We start from the raw sequence: 24,791 nt of genomic DNA, 5'->3' as shown, positions 1-24,791 counted from the left end.
AGGAGGTGATCTCCTTGAGGGTGTTCGGCTTGGCGTCGGTCGAGAATTTCGAGGGCTTGGCGTCGATGCTGGCAAAGCTGGGCCCGGCAATCGAGCCAAGCGCCATGGCCCCCGCGCCTGCCATGATTTGGCGGCGGTTCAGGAAGTCGGCCTTCGGCGTCACATCGGCCCAGCTCGGATCGTTCGGTCTTATCTTGCGCATGGAAATCTCCTCTCTGCCCCTACATATGGGGCGGTGCCCGTCGCTTACACTTCGGAGCTTACAGCGACATTGTTACCTCTAGGCACGTATAAAAATACGCGCCACTATCGAGACTGGATCAACGGACGGCGCAAAGTCGTCCGATCGGGAGACAAGGGAGAGAGAGATGAAACGCTTCATCGGCGCCGCACTCGCGGCGGTCATCACTGTGGGGGCGAGCGCGGCAACGGCCGAGGACGCCCATACCTGGACCACCGAAGACACCTTCGACAACGTCACCTTCGCAGTGCAGAACGCAATCATCGGCGCGGGGCTCGTGGTGGATCACGTCAGCCATACCGGCGACATGCTGGAGCGCACGAAAGACGCGGTCGGCAGCACCAAGACGCTGTTCACCGGCGCGGACGTTTTCTCCTTCTGCTCGGCGCAGACGTCGCGCGAGGTGATGGAGGCCGACATCACCAACTTCCAGTACTGCCCCTACACGATCTTCGTCTACCAGACGCCCGAAGACACGGATCACGTGACGGTGGGTTTCCGCTCCTATGACGAAGAGTCGATGCAGCCGGTGACCGATATGCTGACCGGGATCGTCAAAGACGCGCTGATGCTCGACTGACGGATATATAGCTCGCGTGCGCACCCGCGCGCGAGCACCACAGTTCAGCTCGCGCCACGCTCGGCCCGGGCCTCCAGCTGGCTCTTGCGCACATGGCGGATCACCTCGACCAGCAGCGCGGTCAGAAGCCCCACATTCAGCAGCCCGTTCGCCGCCGCCATCCCGCCAAGGATGCGCCATTGATGCGAAAGCAGGATGTCGCCGTATCCCAGCGTGGTGAAGCTCACGAGGGAGAAATAGACCGACTGCTCCATCGTGTTGAACACGCCCAGGATGCGGAAGCAGAACGCCCAGAGCCAGACGCCCGCCGTGACCATCGCCAAGGCCCAGAGGGCGGCGACGACGACCATCAGCATCAGCTTCGGACGGTGCGGCTCACGCAGCATCCACCAGTGCAGCCGCGAGAATGTCGCCTCGATCGCCCAGGCGCTGAGCGCGGCGATGCAAACGGTCAAAAGCATCATCACCGAACCGATGGCGATCTGAATGATCATGGGCGTTCCTCCTGCCCTAGCTATTTCGCGCCACCGCACGGGCGTCAAGCGTAGCGGTGCCGCACTGGACAGAGCCGCTTGCCTGCCCTATCTCGATGCGACTATGGCAAAGCATTCAGACCCCAATTCCAAGCTGATCGCCGAGAACCGGCAGGCACGTTATCACTACGCCGTCGAGGACACCCTCGAGGCGGGCATCGTGCTGCAAGGCTCCGAGGTGAAATCGATGCGCGTCGGTCAGACGAACATCGCCGAGAGCTACGCCTCGGTCGAGGATGCCGAATTGTGGCTGATCAACTCCTATATCGCGAGCCTCAACCAGGCCACGCATTTCGGCCACGAGGAGCGGCGCAAGCGCAAGCTTCTGGTCTCGAAGCGGGAGTTGGCGCGCCTGTGGAACGCCACCCAGCGCGAGGGCATGACCATCGTGCCGCTGAAGATGTACTTCAACGAGAAGGGCATCGCGAAGGTTCTGATCGGGATCGCCAAGGGCAAGAAGCAGGCCGATAAGCGCGAAACTGAGGCGAAACGCGACTGGAACCGCCAGAAACAGCGCCTTCTGAAGCAGAATTACTAGGGGCATGGGGCGGATTTACCCGCCCTGCCCTTGCGTCTTGCGCGCCGCTGAGTCTAAGCAATCCCGACCGGCAAAAGAGGCGCATGACGATGGATGACCCGAAAACGCTCGTATCGACGGATTGGCTTGCTGCCCATCTGAAGGACCCCGACCTGCGCATTCTGGACGCTTCGTGGTTCCTGCCGCAGATGGAGCGGGATGCGAAGGCGACCTATGACGCCAAGCACATTCCCGGTGCGCGCTTCTTCGACATCGACGATATCGCCGATAACCGCTCGGATCTGCCGCATATGGCGCCGCCGCCCGAGAAGTTCATCTCGCGGATGCGCGCGATGGGCGTCGGCGACGGCCATCAGGTCGTGATCTACGATCAGCATTCCGTCTTCTCCGCGCCGCGCGTCTGGTGGACCTTCCGCCTGATGGGCAAGACGGATGTGGCGGTGCTCGATGGCGGTCTGCCGAAATGGGAGGCCGAGGGCCGCCCGCTCGAAGACAGGCCGCCGATGGTGCGCGACCGTCACATGACGGTGCAACGCCACCCCGGTCTGGTGAAGGACGTCACGCAGGTCGCCCATGCCAGCAAACTCGGCGATCACGAAATCATCGACGCGCGCCCGAACGAGCGCTTCCTCGGCAACGGCACGGAGCCGCGCCCGGGGCTGCGTTCGGGTCATATCCCCGGCTCGCGCAACCTGCCCTTCGGCGAGCTGTTGACCCCCGAGGGCACTTTCAAATCCCCAGAAGAGATCAAGGCCCTGTTCGAGGCCGCCGGCGTCGACCTGTCGAAGCCCGCGATCACGACCTGCGGCTCCGGTGTCAGCGCCGCGATCCTGTCGCTCGCGCTCGAACTGATCGGCAAGTCCGACTGGTCGCTCTATGACGGGTCCTGGTCGGAATGGGGCATGTATAACGACCTCAAGGTCGCAACGGGAGAAGCATGATGCTGAACAATCTCAAGCCGCAGGCGCCGGACAAGATCCTCGCGCTGATGGAAGAATACCGCGCCGATGAGCGCGACCAGAAGGTCGATCTCGGCGTCGGCGTCTACAAGAACGCCGAAGGCGAAACCCCGATCATGCGCGCCATCCACAAGGCGGAAAAGCAGGTCTGGGATCAGGAAACCACGAAGAAATACGCGGGCCTCGCCGGCCAGCCGGAATTCCATGCGGCGATGGCCGAGATGGTTCTGGGCAAGGGCTACCCGGCCGATCGTCTGGCGTGCCTCTCGACCGTGGGCGGCACCGGCGCCTGCCGCATGGGCTTCGAGCTTGCCCGCATGGCGAACCCCGGCACCAAGATCTGGGTCTCCGATCCGACCTGGCCGAACCACCTCTCGATCCTCAAATTCATGGATCAGGACTTCACCACCTATCGCTATTTCGATGCCGAGACCCGCTCGGTCGATTTCGACGCGATGATGGAAGACCTGAAGGGTGCCAAGGAAGGCGACATCGTGCTGCTGCACGGCTGCTGCCACAATCCGACCGGCGCGAACCTGACGCTCGAGCAATGGGGCAAGGTTGCGGACCTTCTGAAAGAGACCGGCGCCGTGCCGATGATCGACCTCGCCTATCAGGGCTTCGGGGACGGTCTTGAAGCCGATGCGGCAGGCACCCGCCTCATCGCCGAGCGTCTGCCGGAAGTGCTGATCGCGGCGTCCTGCTCGAAGAACTTCGGCATCTATCGCGAGCGTACCGGCTGCCTGATGGTTCTGGGTTCGGAAGAGACCAAGAAGACCGTTCAGGGCAACCTCGCCTATCTCAACCGTCAGACCTACTCCTTCCCGCCCTATCACGGGCAGGCGCTGGTCACCCGCGTGCTCACCGATCCCGAGCTGCGCGCCGATTGGGAAGCCGAGCTGGAAGAGGTTCGCACCGGCATGCTGGAGCTGCGCCAGCAACTCGCCGACGAGCTGCGCAAGCTGTCCAATTCCGACCGCTTCGACTTCGTGGCAGAGCACCGCGGCATGTTCTCGCGCCTTGGCGCGACGCCCGAGCAGGTCGCTGCGATGAAGGAAGGCAACGCGATCTACATGGTCGGCGACTCGCGTATCAACATCGCGGGCCTCAACAAAAACAGCGTGCCGCTGCTGGCCCGCGCGCTGATCGACGCTGGCGTCTAAACGCTTCCGACAACACGAAAATTCGAAACGGCGGTCCATTCGGCCGCCGTTTTTCGTCGCGGATTTTTCCGCATTGCGCCCTTGAAATAATAAGCAGGCTCATAATATAGAGGCTTACTTTAATTTCAACGGAGCCCCGGATGCCCGATCAGAGCCTAGGTTTTCTCCTGCATGACGCGACGCGGTTGATCCGCCGTCGTTTCGAGGCACGCGCCAACGAGTTCGGCCTGACGACCGCGCAATGGCGGCTTCTCGTCTACCTCAAGAAGGAAGGCGCGCTGCCGCAGGCCCGGCTGGCCGAGCTGCTCGAAATCGAACCGATTTCGGTCTCGCGCCTCGTCGACCGCATGGAAGAAGCCGACTGGGTCTGCCGCAAACCTGATCCGAACGATCGACGCGTCAAGCTCGTGCATCCCTCGGCCAAGGCGCGCAACGCCTTCGAGAATGCGCGCTCCATCGCGGATGACATCTACGAACAGGCGCTGGCCGGACTGAGCGATGACGAAGTCGCGACCGCACTGAACACCCTGCGAGCGATCATCCGTAACCTCTCCGAAGACACCTCCTCCACGTCAGAGACAAATCATGAGTGACCAGAACCCGACCGCGGACAGCGCGGCAGACCAACCGAAACAGAAACAGAAGAAGGGGCCGAAATTCTGGCTCCTTATTCTCGTGCCTGCCCTCATCGTACTGGGCGGCGCGTGGTACTGGCTGAGCGCCGGTGGCTCGCAAAGCACCGAGAACGCCAATTTCCAGATGGCGCGGATTCCCGTGGCCTCGCAAATCTCGGGCCGTGTGACCGAGGTGTTCGTGCATGACAACGAGCATGTGAAAAAAGGCGCACCGCTGTTCGAGCTCGACAAGAAACCCTACGAGCTGGCGCTGGCCAAGGCAGAGGCCGCACTGTCGCAGGCCCGCCTGCAGGTCGAACAGCTTCGCGCCTCCTACAAGGCCGCGCTCGCCGACGAGAAACAGGCGGCGGATAACGCGGCTTATCAGGAGAAACAGCTCGACCGTCAGGAAAAGCTGATCAAATCCGGCACCACGACGCAGCAGGCGCTCGACCAGCAGCGCACGGCGACGCAAGCCGCGCAGAACACGCTGGCCGCCGCGAAGCAGAAAGTGGCGTCGGCCAAGGTTGCGCTCAACGGCAATCCCGAGATTCAGGTGGACGAGCACCCTTCGGTGAAATCGGCGATCGCGGCGGTCAATGACGCCAAGTACAACCTCTCACAGACCGAGGTCGATGCGCCCACTGACGGCATCATCTATCAGGCCTCCTCGTTCAAACCGGGCGAGATGGTCGGTGCCGGTGCCAGCCTCTTCACGCTGGTCGATACCAGCGACGTCTGGGTGATCGCGAACTTCAAGGAAACCGCACTGACCCATATGCAAGAGGGCCAGTCGGCCACCGTCGAATTCGACGCCTTCCCGGATCGCGAATATCACGCGACGGTCGACGCGGTCGGCGCGGGCACCGGGGCCGAGTTCTCGATCCTTCCGGCGCAGAACGCGACCGGCAACTGGGTGAAAGTAACCCAGCGTGTTCCGGTGCGCCTGCGTCTCGACGAAGGCGCGAAACTCGACGGCCTGCGCGCAGGTCTCTCGGCCAGCGTCACCGTCGATACCGCCTCGGAGCCGCGTTACAAGCGCATCCTCGACAAGGCGAACAGCTCGGCCGCCGTTGCTGGCACGACCCAACAGGGGCAGTAAGTCATGGCCGAGGCCGCAGAGAAACAACCCAAGGGGATCGACCCGCATAACGTGCCGCATCGCGCGCTGATCATGGCGTCGCTGATGTTGGCCGTGATCATGCAGGTGCTCGATACAACGATTGCGAACGTGGCCCTGCCGGACATGCGCGCCGACCTTGGCGCGTCGCGCGATACGATCAACTGGGTGCTGACTTCCTATATCGTCGCTGCAGCCATCGTGACCCCGCTGTCGGGGTGGCTCGCCAACCGCTTCGGGCGGCGCGAGATCTTCATGGTCGCGGTGATCGGCTTCGTCGTCTTCTCGATGCTTTGCGGGATCGCGTGGTCGCTCGACGTGATGGTGATCTTCCGCCTCATGCAGGGCGTGTTCGGCGCGGCCATCGTGCCGCTCGCACAGAACTTCATGCTCGACATCAACCCGCGCGAGAAGCACGGGCAGGCGATGGCGATGTTCGGTGCTGGCATCATGCTCGGCCCGATCATCGGCCCGACGCTGGGCGGCTATCTGACCGAGGTGATCAACTGGCGCTGGGTGTTCTACATCAACGTGCCGCTCGGGATGATCGCGATCGCAGGCTCCGCCTTCTTCCTGCCCGAGACGCCCAAGAAGAAGATCGGTTTCGACTTCTTCGGCTTCGCGGCGCTGGCGGTGGCCATCGGGTCGCTGCAGATGATGCTCGACCGTGGGTCCGATCTCGACTGGTTCGCCTCGCGCGAGATTTGGATCGAGGCCGCGCTCGCGATCAGCGGGTTCTGGGTCTTCCTCGTGTGGATTCTCAGCGCGAAGAAACCCTTCCTCGAGCCGAAGATGTTCCTCGACCGCAACCTCTCGATGGGGCTGCTGTTCATCTTCGTGATCGGGATCATCCTGCTCGCCTCGCTGGCACTGCTGCCGCCGATGCTGTCGAACATCTTCAGCTACCCGACGCTGACGACGGGCTTGGTGATGTCACCACGCGGTGTGGGGGCGATGATCATGATGCTGCTGATCGGGCGACTGGTGAAGGTCATCGACCTGCGCATCCTCGTGGTGGTCGGGCTGTCCTTGACCGCCTATTCGCTGCACATCATGTCGACCTTCTCGCCGCAGATGGGGCCGAAATGGATCATCATCTCGGGCGTGATTCAGGGCTTCGGGCTGGGCTCGGTCTTCGTGCCGATCTCGACGCTCGCTTTCGCCACGCTCGCCCCGGAATATCGCGGCGACGGCACAGCGTTGTTCTCGCTTCTGCGCAATATCGGCTCGTCCATCGGGATCTCGATCGTGACCGCGCTGCTCACCCACAATATCGCGGTGAACCATTCCGAGATCGTCTCGGCGATCAATCCGCAGAACCTCTCGGGCGTGATGAACGGCGCGAGCGGCATGTCGCGGGAGGCGGCCCTTACGGTGCTCAACAACCTCGCGACGCAGCAGGCGGCGATGATCTCTTACGTGGACGATTTCAAGTTCATGATGTGGGTCACGCTGGCGGCGATCCCGCTCGTCTTCTTCCTGCGCAAGCCGGATTACCAGAACAGCGGCGGCGGCCAGAAGCCGCAAGGCGCTCCGGTCACCGAGTAAGCCGACACCAGACGCAATGAAAAAGGCCCGGGATCGCTCCCGGGCCTTTCGCTTTCTCTTGGATGCGGCGTCTTAGTTGACGAACTCCGGATAGGCTTCCATGCCCAGTTCCGCCTTGTCGAGACCCATCATCTCGTCCTCGGCCGGGGCGCGGATGCCCATGACGGCTTTGAGGATGAACCAGATGATTGCCGAGACCACGAAGACGAAGATGCCGACGATGATGATCGAGACGATCTGGCCGTAGAAGGTGCCGTCCGGGTTGGTGATCGGAACAGCCAGCGTGCCCCAGATACCAGCGCCGAGATGGACCGGGATAGCGCCCACGACGTCATCGATCTTCAGCTTGTCGAGCATCGGAACCAGCAGGACCACGATGATACCGCCGATCGCGCCGATGATGGTCGCCGCACCGAGGCTCGGGGTCAGCGGCTCAGCCGTGATCGACACGAGGCCAGCCAGAGCGCCGTTGAGAACCATGGTCAGATCCGGCTTCTTGTAGAGGATCTGGGTCAGGATCAGCGCTGCGATCGCGCCACCGGCAGCTGCCGTGTTGGTGTTGGCGAAGATGCGCGAGATATCGGCGACGTTGCCCACGGTGTTCATGTAGAGCTGCGAACCGCCGTTGAAGCCGAACCAGCCGAGCCACAGGATGAAGGTACCGAGCGTGGCGAGCGTCAGGTTCGAACCGGGCATAGCCTGGACCTTGCCGTCCTTATACTTGCCGATACGCGGGCCGAGGATCAGAGCGCCTGCGAGAGCCGCCCAGCCACCGACCGAGTGCACGACGGTCGAGCCAGCGAAGTCGAGGAAGCCGAAATCGGCGTCCAGGAAACCACCGCCCCATTTCCACGAAGCCTGGATCGGGTAGATGAAGCCCGTCAGGATCACGGTGAAGATCAGGAACGGCCACAGCTTGATGCGCTCGGCCAGGGTGCCCGAAACGATCGACGCGGTGGTGGCGCAGAACATCAGCTGGAAGAAGAAGTCCGAACCGACCGAAGCGTAGGTCAGGTCGACCGAATCCGCGCCGACGCCAACGGGCTCGAGCGAGGTGGTCGAGAAGGCACCGAGCACGCCGTTGATCGACCAGCCGTCGCCCGGGTACATCAGGTTGTAGCCGATCAGGTAGTACATGATCGCCGCGATCGCGAAGAGCGCGATGTTCTTGAGCGACTGCATGGTCACGTTCTTCGAACGCACGAGGCCAGCCTCGAGCATCGAGAAGCCCGCGCCCATCCACATCACCAGGAAGCCGGTGACGAGGAACATGAAGGTGTTCAGGATGAAGCCGATCTCATTGGCCGGCGGATCGACCGGGGCGGCGTCTTGCGCCAGCGCCGGCAGGGCCACCGCGGTCATCGCAACCGCAAGGCCAGTGATTTTCGAAAGCTTGTTCATTTTCCTACTTTCCCCCTGTCGCGCCTTAAAGCGCGTCGTCATTGGATTCGCCGGTACGCACGCGAACCGCCTGCCCGACATCGAGAACGAAGATTTTGCCGTCGCCGATCTTGTCGGTTTTCGCGGCTTTCATGATCGTGTCGACAACCTCGTCGGCGAGGCCGTCCGCGACGACGATCTCCAGCTTGACCTTCGGCACGAAGTTCACGGCGTATTCGGCACCACGATAGATTTCCGTGTGACCCGACTGGGCACCGAAGCCTTTGATCTCGGTCACCATCATTCCGCGCACGCCGATGGTGGTAAGCGCCTCGCGCACCTCCTCCAGCTTGAACGGCTTGATTGCTGCAATGATGAGTTTCACCTGACATCCCTTCCTTGTTCAGCCCTTTCGATGCCCGCTTGGTGACATCGCACGGTGTTAAAAGGCCCGCTGTGCCCCTTTCGCACAAGGAAACGAGGTTCCGTCCGAGTGGCAGCCTCAGCGGATTCTGGCTCAAATTTGCACAATTTGTGCGCTTTGCCGCTTTTTTAATCACATTGCAAATCTGAAACGTGATTTTTCGCGGGTGCACATCTCGGGTCGGCCCGTGTAGATTGCGCGCAATTAAAACGCAGGCAGCGGAACAGGCAGATGACTCAGAAAGGCGGAGGGCGCGGGCGCCTCGTGGCCGACAAGCGCTATTCCTCGTCGAAGCAGCCTCCCAAGGCATCGAAACCCACCAAGCCGCGCAAGAATGCGCGCCGGGGTGGAGGTAACGGCGGAGGTGGCGGTGGCGGCCGAGGTAAGCCGCCGCGGCGCAACGGGCCGGTCACCGGCCTGATCATCGGCCTCGCCCGGTTGATCTGGCGGGTCGTATGGGGCGTCGGCTGGCGCCTCGCGATGATCGTCGCCCTCGTGGTGGGCGCAGCGACGCTGTATTTCTACTCGACCCTGCCTGACTACACGAAGCTGCTCGACGGCCGCACCCGCGGCTCGGTCACGATGCTCGACGATCAGGGCAAGGTCTTCGCCTGGCGCGGCGAGACCTTCGGCGGCCAGATCGACGCGAAGAACGTCTCGCCCTATCTGCGCGACGCCGTGGTCGCGACCGAGGACCGCCGCTTCTACCATCACTTCGGCATCTCGCCGCGCGGCATCGCCTCGGCGATGGCAATCAACATGCGCGAAGGGCGCGGGCCGTTCGACGGCAACGGCGGCTCGACCATCACGCAGCAGACCGCGAAGCTCCTGTGCCTCGGCGTGAAGTTCGACCCGAAGAAATGGAAGAACGAAGCCGCCTACGAGAATGACTGCCGTTCGGGCGGTCTGCGCCGCAAGATCAAGGAAGTGCCCTACGCCTTCGCGCTGGAACTGAAATACTCGAAAGATGAAATCCTTTCGATCTACCTCAACCGCGCCTATCTCGGTGCGGGTGCGCGCGGCTTCGAGGCCGCGTCGGAGCGCTATTTCGGCATCTCGGCGGCCAATGTCGATCCGCAGCAGGCCGCGATGCTGGCCGGCCTTCTGAAAGCCCCTAGCTATTACGCCCCGACTTCGAGCCTCGAGCGTTCGCAGGAACGGGCCGCGACCGTGCTCAGCCTCATGCATGAGCAAAACTACCTGACGGACCGGCAATATCTCGACGCGAAGAACAACCCCGCCACGCTGAGCCAGGCGGCCCAGAAGCGCGCGGGCGGCTATTTCGCGGATTGGGTGATGGATACGATCCCGGACTTCCTGTCGCGCGACACGACCGAGGATGTGGTCATCAACACCACGCTCGATCAGCGCATCCAGTCGGCGGCCGAAGACGCGATGAAGTCGGTCTACGACAACAAGGTCTCCAAAGGCTCGAAGGCCGAATCCGCGATCGTCGTGATGAGCGCAGATGGCGCCGTGCGCGGCATGGTTGGCGGTCGGGCCACGAAGGTCTCGGGTGCGTTCAACCACGCGACCATGGCGCAGCGTCAGACCGGCTCCACCTTCAAGCCCTTCGTCTACGCGACCGCGCTCGATCTGGGCTACACCCCGGATTCGATGGTGGATGACGCGCCGGTCACGGTGAAGATGCCCGGCTCGCCCGATTGGAGCCCGCGCAACTACGAGCGTAGCTACATGGGGCCGATCACGCTGACCACGGCGCTCGAGCATTCGGTGAACGTCGCGACCGTGCGCGTCTCCGAAGCGGTGGGACGCGAGAATGTCATCAAGATCGCGGAAGGCTTCGGCTTTGCGCAGGACCTGCCGAACCTGCCTTCGGTGGCGCTTGGCGTGGGGGAATCGGATCTGCTCGACATGACAGGGGCCTATGCGGGCATCCTCAATGGTGGCTCTTCGGTGCAGCCCTATGGCCTGACCTCGCTGACGCTGAAAGGCGACGACCAGCCGCTCTTCGGTAAGCCCGGCGGGATCGGCGAGCGCGTGATCTCGAAGAAAGCGGCGCAGGAACTGACCTACATGATGCGTCAGGTCGTGCTGCACGGGACCGGCCGCCGCGCCAACATCGACGGCTACGAGATCGCGGGCAAGACCGGCACCACGCAGAGCGCGCGCGATGCCTGGTTCGTGGGCTTCACCTCGGATTACGTCGTCGGCGTCTGGATGGGCAATGACGACAACACGCCGCTGAAAGGCACGACCGGGGGCGGCCTGCCCGCCGAGATCTTCCACGAGACGATGAAGCGGGTGCTCAACGGCGAAGATCCCAAGCCGCTCCCGATGGCCCATCCGGGCGACTGGCAGGTGCCGGCACAGCAGTCTCAGGGGCAAAGCCAGAGCGCGGGACAAGCGCCCGCGCAGCCCCAGCGGCAGCGGCGCGATCCGTCGCAGTCGATCCTCAACGAATTGCTCAACATCTTCGGCAGCAACTGAGCGACCGACCCGAAACAAAAGAAACGCCCGGGCCACTGGCCCGGGCGTTTTCATTTGGTACGGCGTCTTGCCGGGCCGAAGCCCGCGCCGGTTACCCCGCCCGTTTCAGATCCTCGATCATCGCGTTGATATTGCCGCGACGCCGGTCGAGCATCGCCCCGATCTCGGCCCGTTCGGAGGCGAGCATGTTCACGCCCTCGACGATCAGGTTGAAGAACTTGTCGCTGCCAGAGCGATCCGAGACCTGCCACAGCACCTCGAACGGCGCCTGCCCCGGCAGGGTCGCGAGCGTCTTCACCTCGTAGAAGGTTTTGATCGGGCGGGCGCCCTGAATCTGGAACTTCGCGCCCTGGAACTCACGGAACCGCTTGCCGTATTTGCGCGAGAGGTAGCCCTGGAACGCCTTGGTGAAGGCCGCGAGCTGCGCCGGGCTCGCTTGCCGCGCCGCCACGCCCAGCGCCGAACGCGCGATGACGTTCACATCCGCATATCGCGCGAAAATCCGTTCGAACATCGCATAGAGCGCGGGCCCGGTGCGCCCCGAGGCGATGGCTGCGTTGACCTCGTTCACCGCTTTCTGGATCAGTGCGCGCGCCTGCGCATCCGTCAGCGCATATGCCGACCCCGGCACCATCGCCGCCGCCAGACCCGCCGCGCCGAGGCCCAGAACCTGCCGCCTATTGCGGCAGAAGGTCTTCGTAGGGATCGTAGGCATTCGCATCGGTGGCCTCCTCGCCATTGAGTTCGTAGCGTCGGTTCTGCAGATACAGAAGCCGGCTTTGGGAATAACTGTCGGCACTGTCATACAGGATCGAATCGACAGTGGTGCCATACATGTTGCGCTTCGCGACATTGCCTCCGAAGCGTAGCGCCCCTGCGGCGATGCGCTCCTTGTCGGGCAGCGCGCCCAGCGGGTCGATCACGAAATCGACGACCATCCCGACTGTATCACGCGTCGTGGACGGTCCGAAGACCGGCAATTCCTGATAATTACCTTCGCCCACGCCCCAGACATGCAGCGTCTCGCCGAAGTCGGTATCCGTCTCGGGCAACGAGAAATCCGTCCCCGCCGGATCGAAAATCCCCCCCAGCCCGATCGTCGAGTTAATGAAGAATCGGAAAGTGTTCTTCACCGCCGGCTCGGGCCGTCCTTGCAGTAGAGAGTTGAGCACTTTGCCCGGCAGGCTGAGATTGCTGCCGACATTATAGAGCGTCTTCGTCACCGGCCCGGGGCCACTGCCATCGGTCGAATCGGAGCGGAAGAAGGCCGAATCTAGCTTCTTGTTGAACTCATGCGTCTTGCGATTTGCCGCCTCGTAAGGATCCTGAATGCCGGTCGCGGGCGGCGCAGGCGCGCAGGCGGCCAACCCCAGCGCAAGCGCCGTCATCGTAGCCACCGCAGACCACCGCATGCCGATGCGCGCCGAGGCCCTCTTTTCTAATTCCTGCGCCAAAGTCGCTCCCCCCTGCGTTGCGGCTTAGGTCCTGAAATAGATAGGGCGCATCCGGTCGTGCCGCAACGCGAGTCGCTCAGAACTCCGGAGTTCCGGAAGAAATGGATCGAATTGACGGGAAAAGGCGCGGGGAAATTAACGCCCCGTTCAGCGCCCTCGCATCACCCTTGCCAAGCGCGGCGCTTCGATCAGCGCCCGTCATCGCGGGGAGAGCACGATGCCATATTCCAACACCGATCAAGCCATCATCAAACGCAACATCGTCAAAGGGCGACGGGAGATGGCCCAGCTGCTGGGCCGGGTACGAAGGCAATTCGTGCTGGTTGCAATATTCGCGGCCTTCATCAATCTGCTCGTTCTCGCGGGGCCGCTGTTCATGTTGCAGGTCTATGATCGCGTGCTGCCCGCGCGGTCCTTGCCGACGCTGATCAACCTGTTCCTGCTGGTGGCCTTTCTCTTCACGATGATGGGCGTCATCGATTGGGCGCGAGGTCGCCTGCTCGCCCGAATCGGAGCGGATCATCAGCGCGGTCTCGAACGGCGCGTGTTCGACGCCGCCATCATCGACGCCACCATCAACACGCAGGAGCGGTCCTCCAACAACGCCCTGCGCGATCTGGAAATCGTCCAGCGCTATTATGCCTCCCCGGTCGCGGCGGCGGTGTTCGATCTGCCCTGGACGCCGCTCTATCTCGGAGTGCTGTTCGTGTTCCACCCGTGGCTCGGCGCTCTGGCCTTCGCCGGGGGTGCCACGTTGATCCTGCTGTCTCTCGCCACGCAATTCGTCACGCGTGGGCGAATGGAAGAGACAACACAGCTCGAGAACAAAGCCCGGTATCTCGGAAACGATTTTCTCCGCCAGATCGAAACGGTCGTTTCGCTCGGGATGCGCGAAAGCGGCTTCAAACGCTGGCAGGCGGCGCGGCATGAATCGATGGACAACGCGATTCGGGCCACCGATCTCAGCGGCAGCTTCCATGCCTCGATGCGCGCGCTGCGGATGCTGCTGCAAACGTCGATGCTGGCGCTTGGCGCCTATCTCGTCCTGCAAGGCGAGTTGAGCGCGGGGGCGATGATCGCCGCCTCGATCCTGATGGGTCGATCGCTCGCGCCGGTCGAGCTTGCCGTGGGCGGATGGACGCAATGGCAGCGCGCCTCCGTCGCCCGCGACCGGCTGGCGGCCCTCCTCGGCGCTCACCCGGCCGCGCAAAAGGGCACTGAGTGGGTGAGCCCGAAGGCACGCCTCGCCGTCGAAGACATCACCGTCCGGCCCGCCAATTCCGACCGAGCGACGCTCGAGATGATCAGCTTCTCGCTCGAACCCGGGGAGGCACTCGGGGTGATCGGCCCGCTCGGTGCAGGCAAATCCGTTCTCGCGCGCAGCCTGTGCAACTTCTCCCACCCAAGCTCGGGCACGATCCGCCTCGACGAGGTGCCACTGGAGCAATACGACCGCGACAATCTGGGACGGCTGATCGGCTACCTGCCGCAATCGGTCACCTTTTTTCCCGGCACCGTGGCCGAGAATATCGCCCGGCTCGACCTCGCGCCCGACATGGACCGGGTCATCGCCGCAGCCAAACGCGCCGGCGCGCACCAGATGATTCTCAAATTGCCCGCGGGCTACGACACGCCGATCGAGTTCGAGGGGGCTTCGCTCTCCGATCGCCAGCGCCAGCTCGTCGCGCTTTCGCGGGCGCTCTATCACGACCCGATCCTCCTCATTCTCGATGAGCCAAACCTCTTGCTCAGTGGAGATGGCGGGGCCTGTCTGCACACGATGCTGAGCGATCTGAAGGCGCGCGGCGGCGCGGCAATCGTGATGACCAACAGTCCCGGCGCGCTCGCCGAATGCGAGCGTATCCTCGTACTCGACCACGGGGCGCAGCGCGCCCTCGGCGCGCGTGACGACGTTCTCAAGCGCATGATCGCCTCGGCCACGAAGGCCCGCGTGGTTCCACGCGCGGACAGCGCCGCGTGAGCGACGCCTGCATCCATTCCGGGCAAGGGGGCACCTGCTGCACCCCTTCGCAACATGGCGTCCCGATCAGCTTCGGCCTCGCGGCGATCGTAGCCCTCTTCATCGGATCCGCCCTTTGGCTCACCGTCACGCGGCTCGCCGGATCCATCCAGGCCTCAGGGCGGATCGAAGTCGACAGCTCCCGCCATGTGATCGAGCATCCGAGCGGCGGGACCATCGAACAGATCTATGTCAAAAGCGGCGATCACGTCACCCGCGGCCAAGTGCTGATGCGCCTTGCCTCGGACGACATCCGGACCGAGCTGGCCATCGTCGAAGCCTCGGATTTTGCCCTGCAGGCCCAGCGCGCGCGGCTGCAAGCCGAACGGGACGGTGCGAACACGGTCCCTTACCCGAGGCAGCTTTTGGAGGCGGCCAAGCTCCGCGCGGATGTCGCCGATCTGGTCGAGGGGCAGAATTCCCTGTTCGAAGCCCGCAAACAGTCCTTCGCTCAGCAACGCGCCGAAATGGCGCGGCAGCTGCAGCAAATCCGCGCGCAGCGCGACGGGCTCGATGCACAGGTCACAGCGCTGGAACGCGAAGAGCGGTTGATCGAAAAAGAACTCGCCCTCCGCGAACGGCTGAAGGATCGCGGCCTCGCCACATCGGCGCAAATACTCGGCCTCACCCGCGAGCAGGTCTCGCTGGAGCGACAACTCGGCGCGTTAAGCGCCCAGAAAACGCAGCTCACGGTGCAAAGCGGCGGCGTGGTGCTCACCGCGTCGCGGCTGCAATGGCAACGCCGGGAGGAAATCGAGTCACAACTCGAATCCAGCAACGCCCGCGCCATCGAGCTCTCTGCGCGCACCACACATCTGCGCCACGAATTGGCGCGGCGCACCCTACGCGCGCCAGTCAGCGGCACGGTGCACGATGTGCGCCTGCGCGGCGCGCATGCGGTGCTGCGCCCGGCAGAGATGGCGATGGCAATCGTAGAGACCGGGCGGCCACTCATCATAAATGCGCAGGTCGATCCGACCAATATCGACGGGGTGGCGGCAGGCCAAACTGCGATCCTCCGCTTTCCGGGACTGTCGCGGCGAATCTCGAGTGACGTGACAGGCACTATCACGCGTATTTCCCCGGACACACTGACCGATCCGGCGACCGGGAAAAGCTATTTCGAAGTGCGGATCACCTTCGATATGGACGAGCTCGACGCGGAAGAACGCAGGCTGCTCGTGCCCGGCATGCCCGCCGAGGTCTTCCTGCAGACCGCACCGGTCTCTCCGATCCGCTACCTGCTAAGCCCGTTCCTCGATTTCTTCGCACTTGGCGGCGCAGCGGGGTGACCTCCCGCGCCGACGCGGTCACAACCGATCGAGCAAGGCGCGTGTCGGCCATCCATCCGCGGGCAGTCCGAACTTCTCTTGCGCCGTCTGGACCGCGTTGCGGGTGTTGGCGCCGAGGATGCCGTCGACCGCACCCACGTCATAGCCCTTCGCGACCAGCTTCTCCTGCAACCGCTTCATCTGCGACACGCTCAGCCCCGGTTCGGGCGCACCGGGATCAAGGCGCGGCGCCCCTTCGAGGCGCGTCGCGAAATAGGCGGCGCTGGTGACGTAGACGAAGCTCTTGTTCCATTCGAACAGCACACGGAAATTCGGATAGACGATAAAGGCTGGCCCCTTGCGCCCCATCGGCAAAAGGATCGACCCGCGCAGGTTGCGCGCAAGCTGCCCCTGTCGCGCACGCACGCCGCGCGCCGCCCATTCGGAAACCGGCAATTCGGTGGTGAGCCCGGTCTGGGACCAATCGAGATCGTTGGGCACAGTCACTTCCTGCATCCACGGCTCGTTCGGGCGCCACCCCAAATCGCGCAGCATGTTGGCCCCCGACATCAGCGCATCGGGCGCCGAGGTCTTCAGGCGCACATGCCCGTCGCCATCGCCATCGACCCCGTTGTGCAGGATGTCCTCGGGCAGCATCTGCACCTGCCCGATTTCCCCGGCCCAGGCACCGGTGGTTCGCTTGGGATCGAAATCGCCGCGCCGGAACAGCTCGCCCGCGGCAATCACCTGCGGGCGGAACAGCTCGGGTCGGCGGCAATCATGGGCCAGCGTCAGCAGCGCGTCGCGCGTGTTGAAATCGCCCTGCACCGCGCCGTAATCGGTCTCGAGCGCCCAGAAGGCCAGCAGCACCCCGCGCGAGACGCCGTAGGTCTGCTCCATCCGATCGAAGGTTTTCGCATAACGCTTGGCGTTCTTCGCCCCGTTTACCATCCGGTTCTTGCTGATCACCGCGCTCGCGAATTCGAGAAAGGTTTTACGAAACACCCCCTGCGCCCGGTCCGCCCGCAACACGGCCTGATTCTGCCGCGCACCGGCGAGGAACGCATTGGCCTGCTGCGCGTTCAATCCAGCCGCCTGCAGATCGCTGCGAATCCCGGACAGGAAACCGGACCAGCTTCCGCCGCACTCGGCATGGGCAATACCGACGTTGAACATGGGCGAGAGAGCGAGGGTCAGGGTGAGCAGAGCTTTACGCATGAGAGCCTCCGGGTTGCGCGGTCATCCTCGACGCTATCTTGCGCGGCCCAAGGCGACAACCCGATCCGGCGGCCCTGCAAGCCGTTGCAATTTCAGCACTCTTTGCAACCGCAGAATCGGATCGTCTGAATGGTTAACTTGCTTTTTACATTGAGGTGATCAGCATGGATCACGGGGAAGCTGTTGGAGGATGTCATGGAATTCCTGCCTAAGGAGGTCCTTGAAGGACTGCGCGCCGCGCAGAAGCGCGATGCGGCGAAAAAGGCACGCCTGCGTGTTCTCGCGGGCGGTCAGATCTGGCCGGTGCTGCGCCGGGTGCCGGGTGGCTTTGCGTTGGATGCCGACGAGGTCACGCATCTGCGCGGCCATGTCGATCTCTATGACGGCCCCAAGCACGTCGCGACCTGCCTGATCGTAGCCTCGGAGATTCAGGGAAACGAGCTGATCTGCACGGTGAAGCGCGAAACCCCTGTCAGCGATCGCGCGGCGCTCGATTTTGCGCAGGAAGGGCCGACGCTGTCGGGCTACCTGACGAAGATCTGAGCGAGACCGAGATTCCAAAGGAAAGGGCCGGAAACCGGCCCTTTTTCATTGCAGATCGGAGAAGGCGGCCTGCAGGCGATCGACCGCTTCGCGCACCCGCGCCCGCGGCGTGGCGAGGTTGAAGCGCAGGAATTTCTCTCCCCCCGCGCCGAAAGTCGCCCCGAAATTCACCGCGATCTTCGCGTCCTTCAGAACACGCGACTTGTATTCCTCGGGCTCCATTCCGGTGCCGGAGAAATCGACCCAAGCGAGATAGGTCGCTTCGAGCGGCATCGAATGCAGCCCCGGGATCTCGGCGATCCCCTGGTCGAAAATCCGCCGGTTCTCATCGAGATAGGCGTTCAACTCATCGACCCACGCCGCCCCTTCGGGGCTGTAGGCCGCCGTCGCCATCGCGATGCCGAAACTGTTGGGCGAGATACCCAAGGCCGACATCCGCGTTGCGAATCGGGCGCGCAGATCCGGGTCCGAGATGATGACGTTGCCCGTATGCGTGCCCGCGATGTTGAAAGTCTTGGTCGTGGCCGTCATCATCACCAGCGGCAGATCGGGCGCGGCTTGCGCCATCGGGATATGGGTTTCACCCGGCATCACAATGTCATGGTGGATCTCGTCCGAGACCAGCACCAGCCCGTGGCGCTTCGCGAACGCCGCCGTGGCTTCCAGCTCCGCGCGGGTCCAGACGCGCCCGCCGGGATTATGCGGCGAGCAGAGGACGAGCATCTTCTCGGCCCCCGTCATCAGCCCGTCCCAAGCCTCGAAATCCATCTCGTAGCGGCCATCGACCAGTTTCAGAGGGCATTCGCGCACCTCGCGCCCGGCCGCACGGATGACCCGCGCAAACGCATGGTAGACCGGCGTCATCAGAACGACCGCATCGCCCGGATCGGTATAGGTGTCGACGCAGAGCGCCGTGCCGTTGACCAGACCGTGGGTCGTGAAGATCCAGTCCGGCTCGATCTCCCAGCCGTGCCGCTCGCGCATCCACCACTGGATCGCGGCGCGATACTCGTCCTCGCCGCCCCAGTACCCATAGATACCCTGCGCGACCATATCCTCGAGCGCGCGCTGCACGCAGGTGGGCGGGCGGAAATCCATGTCCGCGACCCACATCGCGATCCCGTCTTCCGGCGAAACCCCGTAATAGTTTTCCATCCCGTCCCATTTCTGCGAATGGGTGCCTACGCGGTCGATGATTTCGTCGAAGTCGGGTTTGCTCATCTGGGCCTCTCATTGGTCGGATCGGGCGCATCTGAGCAAAAGCAAAGCCGGGTTACAAACGGCGTTTTGTCACTGGCACAATCACCGCTGCCATTGCACAGACGCATTGCTTCGCCTAAATCCCTGCCCATGACGCTACGACCGATCCTGATCCATCCCGATCCGCGCCTGAAAAAGGTCTGCGAGCCGGTGCCCGAAGTTAACGACGAGATCCGCAAGCTCGCCGATGACATGCTCGCGACCATGTATGACGCGCCCGGCATCGGCTTGGCCGGGCCACAGGTCGGCGTGATGAAGCGGATCTTCGTGATGGATTGCGTGAAGGACAAGGAAGCGGCCCCCGAGCCGATGGTCCTGATCAATCCCGAGATCAGCTGGACCTCGGAAGAGACCAATGTCTACGAGGAAGGCTGCCTGTCGATCCCGGATCAATATGCCGAGGTGACGCGCCCCTCCGAGGTGCGGATGAAGTGGCTCGGCCTCGACGGGCAAAGCCATGAGGAGCAGTTCGACGCGCTCTGGGCGACCTGCGCGCAGCACGAGTTCGACCACCTCAACGGCAAGCTGTTCATCGACTATCTCGGTCCGATGAAGCGCAAGATGATCACCCGCAAGATGGAGAAGCTCAAGCGCGAGCGCGCCCGTGCGGGCGCGGCCAAGGATCCGATCCTCTGATGGCTTCGCGCGCCTTCATCCCCTACGACGACCGCCGCCTGCATCGCCCCGCCGAGCCGGTCGAGACGATCACCGAGACCGTTCGGATGATCTGGGACGACATGATCGAGACGATGGATGCGATGCCCGGTGTCGGGCTTGCCGCCCCCCAGATCGGGATCATGATGCGCCTCGCGGTCGTCGATGCATCCGACAAGCGCGGTCAGGCTGTGCGGATGGCGAATCCGGAAGTGCTTCATGCGTCGGTGCAGATGCGCAAGCATGAAGAGGCCTCGCCGAACCTGCCGGGTATCTCCGCCCCGATCGAGCGGCCTCGCGCGGTGACGGTGCGCTTCCTCAATGAAGACGGCGAGATGGAGGACCGCGATTTCGTGGGCCTCTGGGCGACGAGCGTCCAGCACCAGATCGACCACCTCAACGGCAAGATGTATGTCGATCATCTCTCGCCCCTGCGCCGCAAGATGCTGGTGCAGAAGTCGAAGAAACTCGCGAAAGGCTAAGCGATGCGCGTCATCTTCATGGGAACGCCGGAGTTCTCCGTCCCCGTTCTGGAGGCGCTGGCCGGCGCGCATGAGGTTGTCGCCGTCTATAGCCAGCCGCCCCGCCCCGCCGGTCGCGGCAAGAAAGAGCGCCCCTCGCCGGTCCATGCCAAGGCTGAGGAACTGGGGATCGAGGTGCGCACTCCGCGGAATTTCAAAGCCCCCGAGGATCGCGAGGCCTTCGCCGCGCTGAATGCCGATATCGCGGTCGTGGTCGCCTACGGGCTGATCCTGCCGCAGGCGATCTTGGATGCGCCCGCGAAGGGCTGCCTGAATATCCACGCCTCGCTTCTGCCGCGCTGGCGCGGGGCGGCCCCGATCCACCGGGCGATCATGGCGGGCGACAGCCAGACGGGCATCTGCATCATGCAAATGGAGGCCGGGCTCGATACCGGGCCGGTCCTGCTGCGCGAAGCGACCGAGATCGGCGCGACCGAGACCACCGGCGAATTGCATGACCGGCTGAGCGCGATGGGCGCGCGGCTGATCCTCGACGCGCTGTCCGAGATCGACTCGCTGATCCTTCAACCGCAGCCCGAGGATGGCGTCACCTATGCCGCGAAGATCGACAAGGCGGAGGCGCAGGTCGATTGGACGCGCCCGGCCGATGAGGTGATCCGGCATATCAACGGGCTCTCCCCCTTCCCGGGCGCCTGGACCGAAATCGGGGGCGAACGGATCAAGCTGCTGCGCGCCGCCCCGGCAGAGGGAAGCGGCGCACCGGGCGAGATCCTCGACGGGTTTACCATCGCCTGCGGCACGGGCGCGCTGGAGATCCTGACCGCGCAACGCCCGGGCAAGCGCCCGATGTCTGGCGCCGACGTGTTGCGTGGCCTGCGCCTGCCTGCACGCCTAGGCTGAGCGCAACAGCCTTCCCAAATCGCGGAAGTTGCGGCAAACTTGTGGAAAAGCCACAAGGAGCAGTCGATGACCCCCAATTTGATGGAATTCGCCTGATGGGCGTGCTGTTCGGCTTTCTCGCGACCGCGAGCAGTCGTATCCTCGGGATCGGCTTCGCGCTCGCGGTCTGGCTCATCTCACGGCCCGGTGGCTGGGCCGTGCTCGTGGTGCTGACGCTGCTCGCCTTGCGCGTCTTTCCCGGTAATCAAGTGTGAGTTCAGAAGGTCGAGGCCCAGATGTATTTCCTTAATTCCCTAACCGGCAGCGATATCGTGATGATCGCGGTCGCGGTTCTGCTGATCCTGTCGGTCTTCCTCGGCGTGCGGATCGTGCCGCAATCCGAGAAGCATGTCGTGGAGCGCTTCGGGCGGCTGCGCGCGGTGCTTGGCCCCGGCATCAACTTCATCGTGCCCTTCCTTGACCGGGTGCCGCACAAGATCTCGATCCTCGAACGCCAGCTGCCCAACGCGATGCAGGACGCGATCACCGCCGACAACGTGCTGGTGAAGGTCGAGACCTCGGTCTTCTACCGGATCACCGAACCGGAAAAGACCGTCTACCGCATCCGCGATGTCGATGCCGCGATCGCGACGACGGTGGCGGGGATCGTGCGCTCCGAGATCGGGGTGATCGAGCTCGACGAGGTGCAATCGAACCGCGCCCGCCTGATCGAGAAGGTCCGCGAACAGGTCGCCGTGATGGTCGATGATTGGGGGATCGAGGTAACGCGCGCCGAGATTCTCGACGTCAATCTCGACGAGGCGACCCGCGCAGCGATGCTGCAACAGCTCAATGCAGAACGCGCGCGCCGGGCGCAGGTGACCGAGGCCGAAGGCAAGAAGCGCGCGGTCGAACTCGCCGCCGAAGCGCAGCTATTCCAGGCACAGAAAGAGGCCGAGGCGCGCCGCATCTCTGCCGATGCCGAAGCCTATGCCACGGAAGTGGTCGCGCAGGCGATTGCGAAGAACGGCTTGGAAGCCGCGCAATATCAGGTCGCGCTGAAACAGGTCGACGCGCTGGCTCAGGTGGCCAAGGGCGAAGGCAAGCAGACCGTGATCCTGCCTGCCGCCGCCCTCGAGGCCTTCACCGATGCCTTCCAGCTTCTGAGGAAAGCGTGATGGACCTCTGGCAACTTCCGTGGGTCTGGGTTCTGGCCGGTCTGGTGCTGGGCGGAGCCGAGATGATCATCCCCGGCTTCATCTTCCTCGGCTTCTCGATCGGGGCGGTGATCACCGGCGGGCTGATCTGGATCGGCATCGTCGGAAAGTCGGTGCCGATCACGCTGATCACCTTCGCGGTTCTGTCGATCATCGCATGGCTCGCGCTGCGCAAACTGATGGGCGTGCGACGCGGTCAGGTGAAGCAATGGCATGACGATATCAACGAGAACTGAGGACCTGTGACGAAACCGCTGCCGGCGACTTCCCGCGCATCGCGGGAACTGGAAGCGGCCTATCGATGTTCTCTCGCCAATACAGAGAGATGAAAATCGACAGGAGATCATCATGTCTGACACGCATAATCACGAACGCTCGGGTCTGGGCGGCATCTATTTCGTTCTGGGCGCGGTCGTCGTCGCCCTCGGTATCGTCCTTTGGCTCATGATGTCGCCCGGGGACGAAAGCGCCAGCACTGCGCCCACCGAGAGCGATGCGAGCGCGACCTCGGTCACGATCGAGAACAACGACAACGCGGCCCCGGCGGACTCGTCGAGCGCCGACGCCTCGGGCGATGCGGCGGCCAGCGACAGCGGCAGCACCGACACGAGCGGCGCGTCGGCTGAGGCCACCACGCAAAGCGGCGGCTCGAACTGATCCCGCTTTCGCAGATCACGTGCAAGTGAAGCGGCGTCCTGCGGGGCGCCGTTTCATTTTGCGCCATGCTCCGCCTATCTGATGACGGGAGGAGGAACGCAGGTCAGAGCCTCGCGTTTCCTTTACCGAGGGATCAAAGCGAAGAGGCGAGCAAGAATGGCCAAGGATTCGAACCGACAGAGCAGTATCGGCGGCCTGATACTCACCCTGGTTGCACTGGTTGCGGCACTGGGTGTCGTGGTCTGGCTCGTTGCCGATACGCCAATCGACGGGGGTGACGACGCCGCCACCGATCCGCCGAGCGAGCAGCAGATATCCGACCCAAACGCCGCGAAGGTCGACGTGGCGCCCGACTCGAAGACGAGCGGCCCGGCGACAGGCGGCGACGGTCAGTAAGAGACGCTAATCAGCCCTGCAGTTCTTTGAGGATCGCTTCCGCCGCAGCCCGCGGATCGGGCGCGCGGTGGATCGGGCGACCGACGACGATATGGTCGGCACCTGCGCCCACGGCCGCCGCCGGGGTCGCGATCCGCTTCTGATCGCCAAGATCGGCCCCCGTCGGGCGCACACCCGGCGTCACGATGAGCTTGCCAGCCGCTTCGGGCAGCGCCCGGATCATCGCGGCTTCCTGCGGCGAGGCGATCACGCCATCCGCACCAGCCTCGAACGCGCGCCCTGCACGCTCCGCCACGAGGTCGCTGATCGCGCCGTCCTTGATGAGCGCACCGTTCAGGTCCTCGCGGTCGAGCGAGGTCAGGATCGTCACGGCGAGGATTTTCAGATCGGTGCCCGCCGCGCCTTCCTTGGCGGCCTTCACCACATAGGGGTCGCCATGCACGGTCAGGAAGTCGAGATCGAACTGTGCCAGCCCGCGCACGGCGTTCTCGACCGTCGCGCCGATGTCGAACAGCTTCATGTCGAGGAAAATGCGTTTGCCCTGATCTTGCTTCAGCTCGCTGGCCAGCGCGAGGCCGCCGCCGGTGAGCATTCCCAGACCGATCTTGTAGAAGGACACCGAGTCGCCCAGCTGGTTCGCCAGCACGAGGCCTTCATAGGCGCTCGGCACGTCGAGGGCGACGATGAGACGGTCGTCGGCGGGCAGGGTCATGTCGGTCATCGCTGGGCGCTCCTTTTCAAGATCGCCCCCTGATGCGGATCAATCACCGCTACGTCAAGCCGTTCGCGGGATCACAGCCCGCCTATGCCACGACGTTGCGCTTCGCGGGTCAGCGCGCGGGCAAGCTGGCGATGGGAAATATTCGGACTGGCTTCGACCCGAACGGGCACCCGCAGCGGCTGCGCGATCCCGGGGGTGAAGAATTCGACGACTGCCTCGAAACGGCGCTGCGCGGCGTTGTAAATCAGGCGCGCGATACGCGTGGCGCTGGCATGATGCATCCTCGGAGCCTCCTGCATGGGTGTCCTTGCGTAAACGCTAAACCTTGCGTTTTGGTTTCCACCTGCGGCGAAATGGTCGCCATAAAGCTCTTGAAGCGGGATGCGCCACATCCCATTTTTCATATCGAGACCCGGTCAGGACGGTGCCTAATATAGGGCCAGACACATCCCGGGGGCTTTAAAAAAG

Annotated in this window: 29 protein-coding genes (1 of these 29 cut by a window edge); 19 read left to right on the top strand and 10 right to left on the bottom strand. The window is 63.6% G+C overall.

What is annotated here, in order from left to right:
* On the bottom strand, positions 1-202 hold the 5' portion of the coding sequence (gene msrP / locus AKL02_RS01450; RefSeq protein ID WP_078550752.1) for a protein-methionine-sulfoxide reductase catalytic subunit MsrP. 728 nt of this gene lie to the left of the window's left edge; the window shows 202 of its 930 coding nt (coding positions 1-202); its start codon is at positions 200-202; its stop codon lies beyond the left edge, outside the window.
* Between the two features lie 166 nt (positions 203-368).
* Between msrP and AKL02_RS01445 the strand changes: the two genes are divergently transcribed.
* Positions 369-821: a DUF302 domain-containing protein gene (locus AKL02_RS01445; protein WP_078550754.1), complete on the top strand. Its 453-nt coding sequence runs from the start codon at positions 369-371 to the stop codon at positions 819-821.
* A gap of 44 nt (positions 822-865) precedes the next feature.
* Here the strand turns inward: AKL02_RS01445 and AKL02_RS01440 are convergent, their stop codons facing one another.
* Positions 866-1,315, bottom strand: coding sequence for an ion channel (locus AKL02_RS01440; RefSeq protein ID WP_078541739.1), 450 nt, complete (start codon positions 1,313-1,315; stop codon positions 866-868).
* Between the two features lie 103 nt (positions 1,316-1,418).
* Here AKL02_RS01440 and smpB point away from each other — a divergent pair, with 103 nt between their 5' ends.
* From smpB to AKL02_RS01410, 6 genes are all read left to right on the top strand, one after another.
* Positions 1,419-1,892: an SsrA-binding protein SmpB gene (gene smpB / locus AKL02_RS01435; RefSeq protein WP_083076202.1), complete on the top strand. Its 474-nt coding sequence runs from the start codon at positions 1,419-1,421 to the stop codon at positions 1,890-1,892.
* Between the two features lie 89 nt (positions 1,893-1,981).
* Entirely contained in the window at positions 1,982-2,833 is an 852-nt protein-coding gene (sseA, locus tag AKL02_RS01430; RefSeq protein WP_083076763.1) for a 3-mercaptopyruvate sulfurtransferase, read from the top strand.
* A complete protein-coding gene (locus AKL02_RS01425) occupies positions 2,833-4,014 on the top strand; it encodes an amino acid aminotransferase (RefSeq protein WP_078541738.1) in 1,182 nt (393 codons plus the stop codon). The genes sseA and AKL02_RS01425 overlap by 1 nt, the downstream gene beginning before the upstream one ends.
* A gap of 140 nt (positions 4,015-4,154) precedes the next feature.
* Complete coding sequence (locus AKL02_RS01420; protein ID WP_083076204.1) at positions 4,155-4,607, top strand: MarR family winged helix-turn-helix transcriptional regulator; 453 nt, start codon at positions 4,155-4,157, stop codon at positions 4,605-4,607.
* Positions 4,600-5,730, top strand: a complete 1,131-nt coding sequence (locus AKL02_RS01415) for an HlyD family secretion protein (protein ID WP_083076206.1) — start codon at positions 4,600-4,602, stop codon at positions 5,728-5,730. Before AKL02_RS01420 ends, AKL02_RS01415 begins: the two co-directional genes overlap by 8 nt.
* Before the next feature lie 3 nt (positions 5,731-5,733).
* Positions 5,734-7,296 carry a DHA2 family efflux MFS transporter permease subunit gene (locus tag AKL02_RS01410; protein WP_083076208.1) on the top strand — a complete coding sequence of 521 codons (1,563 nt, stop codon included), beginning with the start codon at positions 5,734-5,736 and terminating at the stop codon, positions 7,294-7,296.
* 72 nt (positions 7,297-7,368) lie between these two features.
* On the opposite strand, the gene AKL02_RS01405 is transcribed toward AKL02_RS01410, so the two are convergent.
* Both AKL02_RS01405 and AKL02_RS01400 read right to left on the bottom strand, forming a co-directional pair.
* The gene (locus tag AKL02_RS01405) at positions 7,369-8,697 is read right to left on the bottom strand and encodes an ammonium transporter AmtB (RefSeq protein ID WP_172976213.1); all 1,329 of its coding nucleotides are present in this window, start codon (positions 8,695-8,697) and stop codon (positions 7,369-7,371) included.
* Between the two features lie 25 nt (positions 8,698-8,722).
* Positions 8,723-9,061, bottom strand: coding sequence for a P-II family nitrogen regulator (locus AKL02_RS01400; protein ID WP_078522388.1), 339 nt, complete (start codon positions 9,059-9,061; stop codon positions 8,723-8,725).
* 270 nt (positions 9,062-9,331) lie between these two features.
* Between AKL02_RS01400 and AKL02_RS01395 the strand changes: the two genes are divergently transcribed.
* Positions 9,332-11,551: a transglycosylase domain-containing protein gene (locus AKL02_RS01395; protein WP_083076210.1), complete on the top strand. Its 2,220-nt coding sequence runs from the start codon at positions 9,332-9,334 to the stop codon at positions 11,549-11,551.
* 91 nt (positions 11,552-11,642) lie between these two features.
* Here the strand turns inward: AKL02_RS01395 and AKL02_RS01390 are convergent, their stop codons facing one another.
* On the bottom strand, positions 11,643-12,266 hold the full coding sequence (locus tag AKL02_RS01390) for an MlaC/ttg2D family ABC transporter substrate-binding protein (protein WP_078541733.1): 624 nt from the start codon (positions 12,264-12,266) through the stop codon (positions 11,643-11,645).
* Positions 12,229-12,939 carry an MlaA family lipoprotein gene (locus tag AKL02_RS01385; protein ID WP_083076766.1) on the bottom strand — a complete coding sequence of 237 codons (711 nt, stop codon included), beginning with the start codon at positions 12,937-12,939 and terminating at the stop codon, positions 12,229-12,231. Before AKL02_RS01385 ends, AKL02_RS01390 begins: the two co-directional genes overlap by 38 nt.
* Before the next feature lie 283 nt (positions 12,940-13,222).
* Between AKL02_RS01385 and AKL02_RS01380 the strand changes: the two genes are divergently transcribed.
* Both AKL02_RS01380 and AKL02_RS01375 read left to right on the top strand, forming a co-directional pair.
* Complete coding sequence (locus AKL02_RS01380; RefSeq protein ID WP_083076212.1) at positions 13,223-14,986, top strand: type I secretion system permease/ATPase; 1,764 nt, start codon at positions 13,223-13,225, stop codon at positions 14,984-14,986.
* Positions 14,983-16,317 (top strand): HlyD family type I secretion periplasmic adaptor subunit, encoded by a 1,335-nt coding sequence (locus AKL02_RS01375; RefSeq protein ID WP_078541731.1) that lies wholly within the window; start codon positions 14,983-14,985, stop codon positions 16,315-16,317. Before AKL02_RS01380 ends, AKL02_RS01375 begins: the two co-directional genes overlap by 4 nt.
* An 18-nt stretch (positions 16,318-16,335) precedes the next feature.
* On the opposite strand, the gene AKL02_RS01370 is transcribed toward AKL02_RS01375, so the two are convergent.
* A complete protein-coding gene (locus tag AKL02_RS01370) occupies positions 16,336-17,514 on the bottom strand; it encodes a lytic murein transglycosylase (protein WP_083076214.1) in 1,179 nt (392 codons plus the stop codon).
* Positions 17,515-17,709: 195 nt separating this feature from the next.
* On the opposite strand from AKL02_RS01370, the gene AKL02_RS01365 reads away from it, so the two are divergent.
* Complete coding sequence (locus AKL02_RS01365) at positions 17,710-18,057, top strand: hypothetical protein (RefSeq protein WP_083076216.1); 348 nt, start codon at positions 17,710-17,712, stop codon at positions 18,055-18,057.
* A gap of 45 nt (positions 18,058-18,102) precedes the next feature.
* On the opposite strand, the gene AKL02_RS01360 is transcribed toward AKL02_RS01365, so the two are convergent.
* Positions 18,103-19,278 carry a MalY/PatB family protein gene (locus tag AKL02_RS01360; RefSeq protein WP_083076217.1) on the bottom strand — a complete coding sequence of 392 codons (1,176 nt, stop codon included), beginning with the start codon at positions 19,276-19,278 and terminating at the stop codon, positions 18,103-18,105.
* Positions 19,279-19,407: 129 nt separating this feature from the next.
* Between AKL02_RS01360 and def (AKL02_RS01355) the strand changes: the two genes are divergently transcribed.
* From def (AKL02_RS01355) to AKL02_RS01320, 8 genes are all read left to right on the top strand, one after another.
* Entirely contained in the window at positions 19,408-19,953 is a 546-nt protein-coding gene (def, locus tag AKL02_RS01355; RefSeq protein WP_075775430.1) for a peptide deformylase, read from the top strand.
* Positions 19,953-20,453, top strand: a complete 501-nt coding sequence (gene def / locus AKL02_RS01350; protein ID WP_083076218.1) for a peptide deformylase — start codon at positions 19,953-19,955, stop codon at positions 20,451-20,453. The genes def (AKL02_RS01355) and def (AKL02_RS01350) overlap by 1 nt, the downstream gene beginning before the upstream one ends.
* A 3-nt stretch (positions 20,454-20,456) precedes the next feature.
* Positions 20,457-21,353: a methionyl-tRNA formyltransferase gene (gene fmt, locus AKL02_RS01345; protein ID WP_083076219.1), complete on the top strand. Its 897-nt coding sequence runs from the start codon at positions 20,457-20,459 to the stop codon at positions 21,351-21,353.
* A 95-nt stretch (positions 21,354-21,448) separates the two neighbouring features.
* Complete coding sequence (locus AKL02_RS01340) at positions 21,449-21,607, top strand: hypothetical protein (protein WP_165756939.1); 159 nt, start codon at positions 21,449-21,451, stop codon at positions 21,605-21,607.
* A 60-nt stretch (positions 21,608-21,667) separates the two neighbouring features.
* Positions 21,668-22,510, top strand: a complete 843-nt coding sequence (locus tag AKL02_RS01335) for an SPFH domain-containing protein (RefSeq protein ID WP_408648146.1) — start codon at positions 21,668-21,670, stop codon at positions 22,508-22,510.
* Positions 22,510-22,785 carry an NfeD family protein gene (locus tag AKL02_RS01330; protein ID WP_078522376.1) on the top strand — a complete coding sequence of 92 codons (276 nt, stop codon included), beginning with the start codon at positions 22,510-22,512 and terminating at the stop codon, positions 22,783-22,785. Before AKL02_RS01335 ends, AKL02_RS01330 begins: the two co-directional genes overlap by 1 nt.
* Before the next feature lie 112 nt (positions 22,786-22,897).
* Positions 22,898-23,206: a flagellar basal body-associated FliL family protein gene (locus tag AKL02_RS01325; RefSeq protein WP_078522375.1), complete on the top strand. Its 309-nt coding sequence runs from the start codon at positions 22,898-22,900 to the stop codon at positions 23,204-23,206.
* 156 nt (positions 23,207-23,362) lie between these two features.
* Entirely contained in the window at positions 23,363-23,602 is a 240-nt protein-coding gene (locus AKL02_RS01320) for a hypothetical protein (protein WP_083076220.1), read from the top strand.
* Positions 23,603-23,612: 10 nt separating this feature from the next.
* On the opposite strand, the gene pyrF is transcribed toward AKL02_RS01320, so the two are convergent.
* Together pyrF and AKL02_RS01310 are read right to left on the bottom strand one after the other, a co-directional pair.
* Positions 23,613-24,323: an orotidine-5'-phosphate decarboxylase gene (pyrF, locus tag AKL02_RS01315; protein WP_408648105.1), complete on the bottom strand. Its 711-nt coding sequence runs from the start codon at positions 24,321-24,323 to the stop codon at positions 23,613-23,615.
* Between the two features lie 71 nt (positions 24,324-24,394).
* Complete coding sequence (locus AKL02_RS01310) at positions 24,395-24,604, bottom strand: hypothetical protein (RefSeq protein ID WP_078541724.1); 210 nt, start codon at positions 24,602-24,604, stop codon at positions 24,395-24,397.
* Positions 24,605-24,791: the final 187 nt, after the last annotated feature.

The sequence above is a fragment of the Thioclava electrotropha genome, from assembly GCF_002085925.2.
In the GTDB taxonomy this organism is placed as follows: Bacteria; Pseudomonadota; Alphaproteobacteria; order Rhodobacterales; family Rhodobacteraceae; genus Thioclava; species Thioclava electrotropha.
The sequence above is the reverse complement of the archived record's forward strand: the minus strand, read 5'-3'. Positions and strand labels throughout refer to the sequence as shown.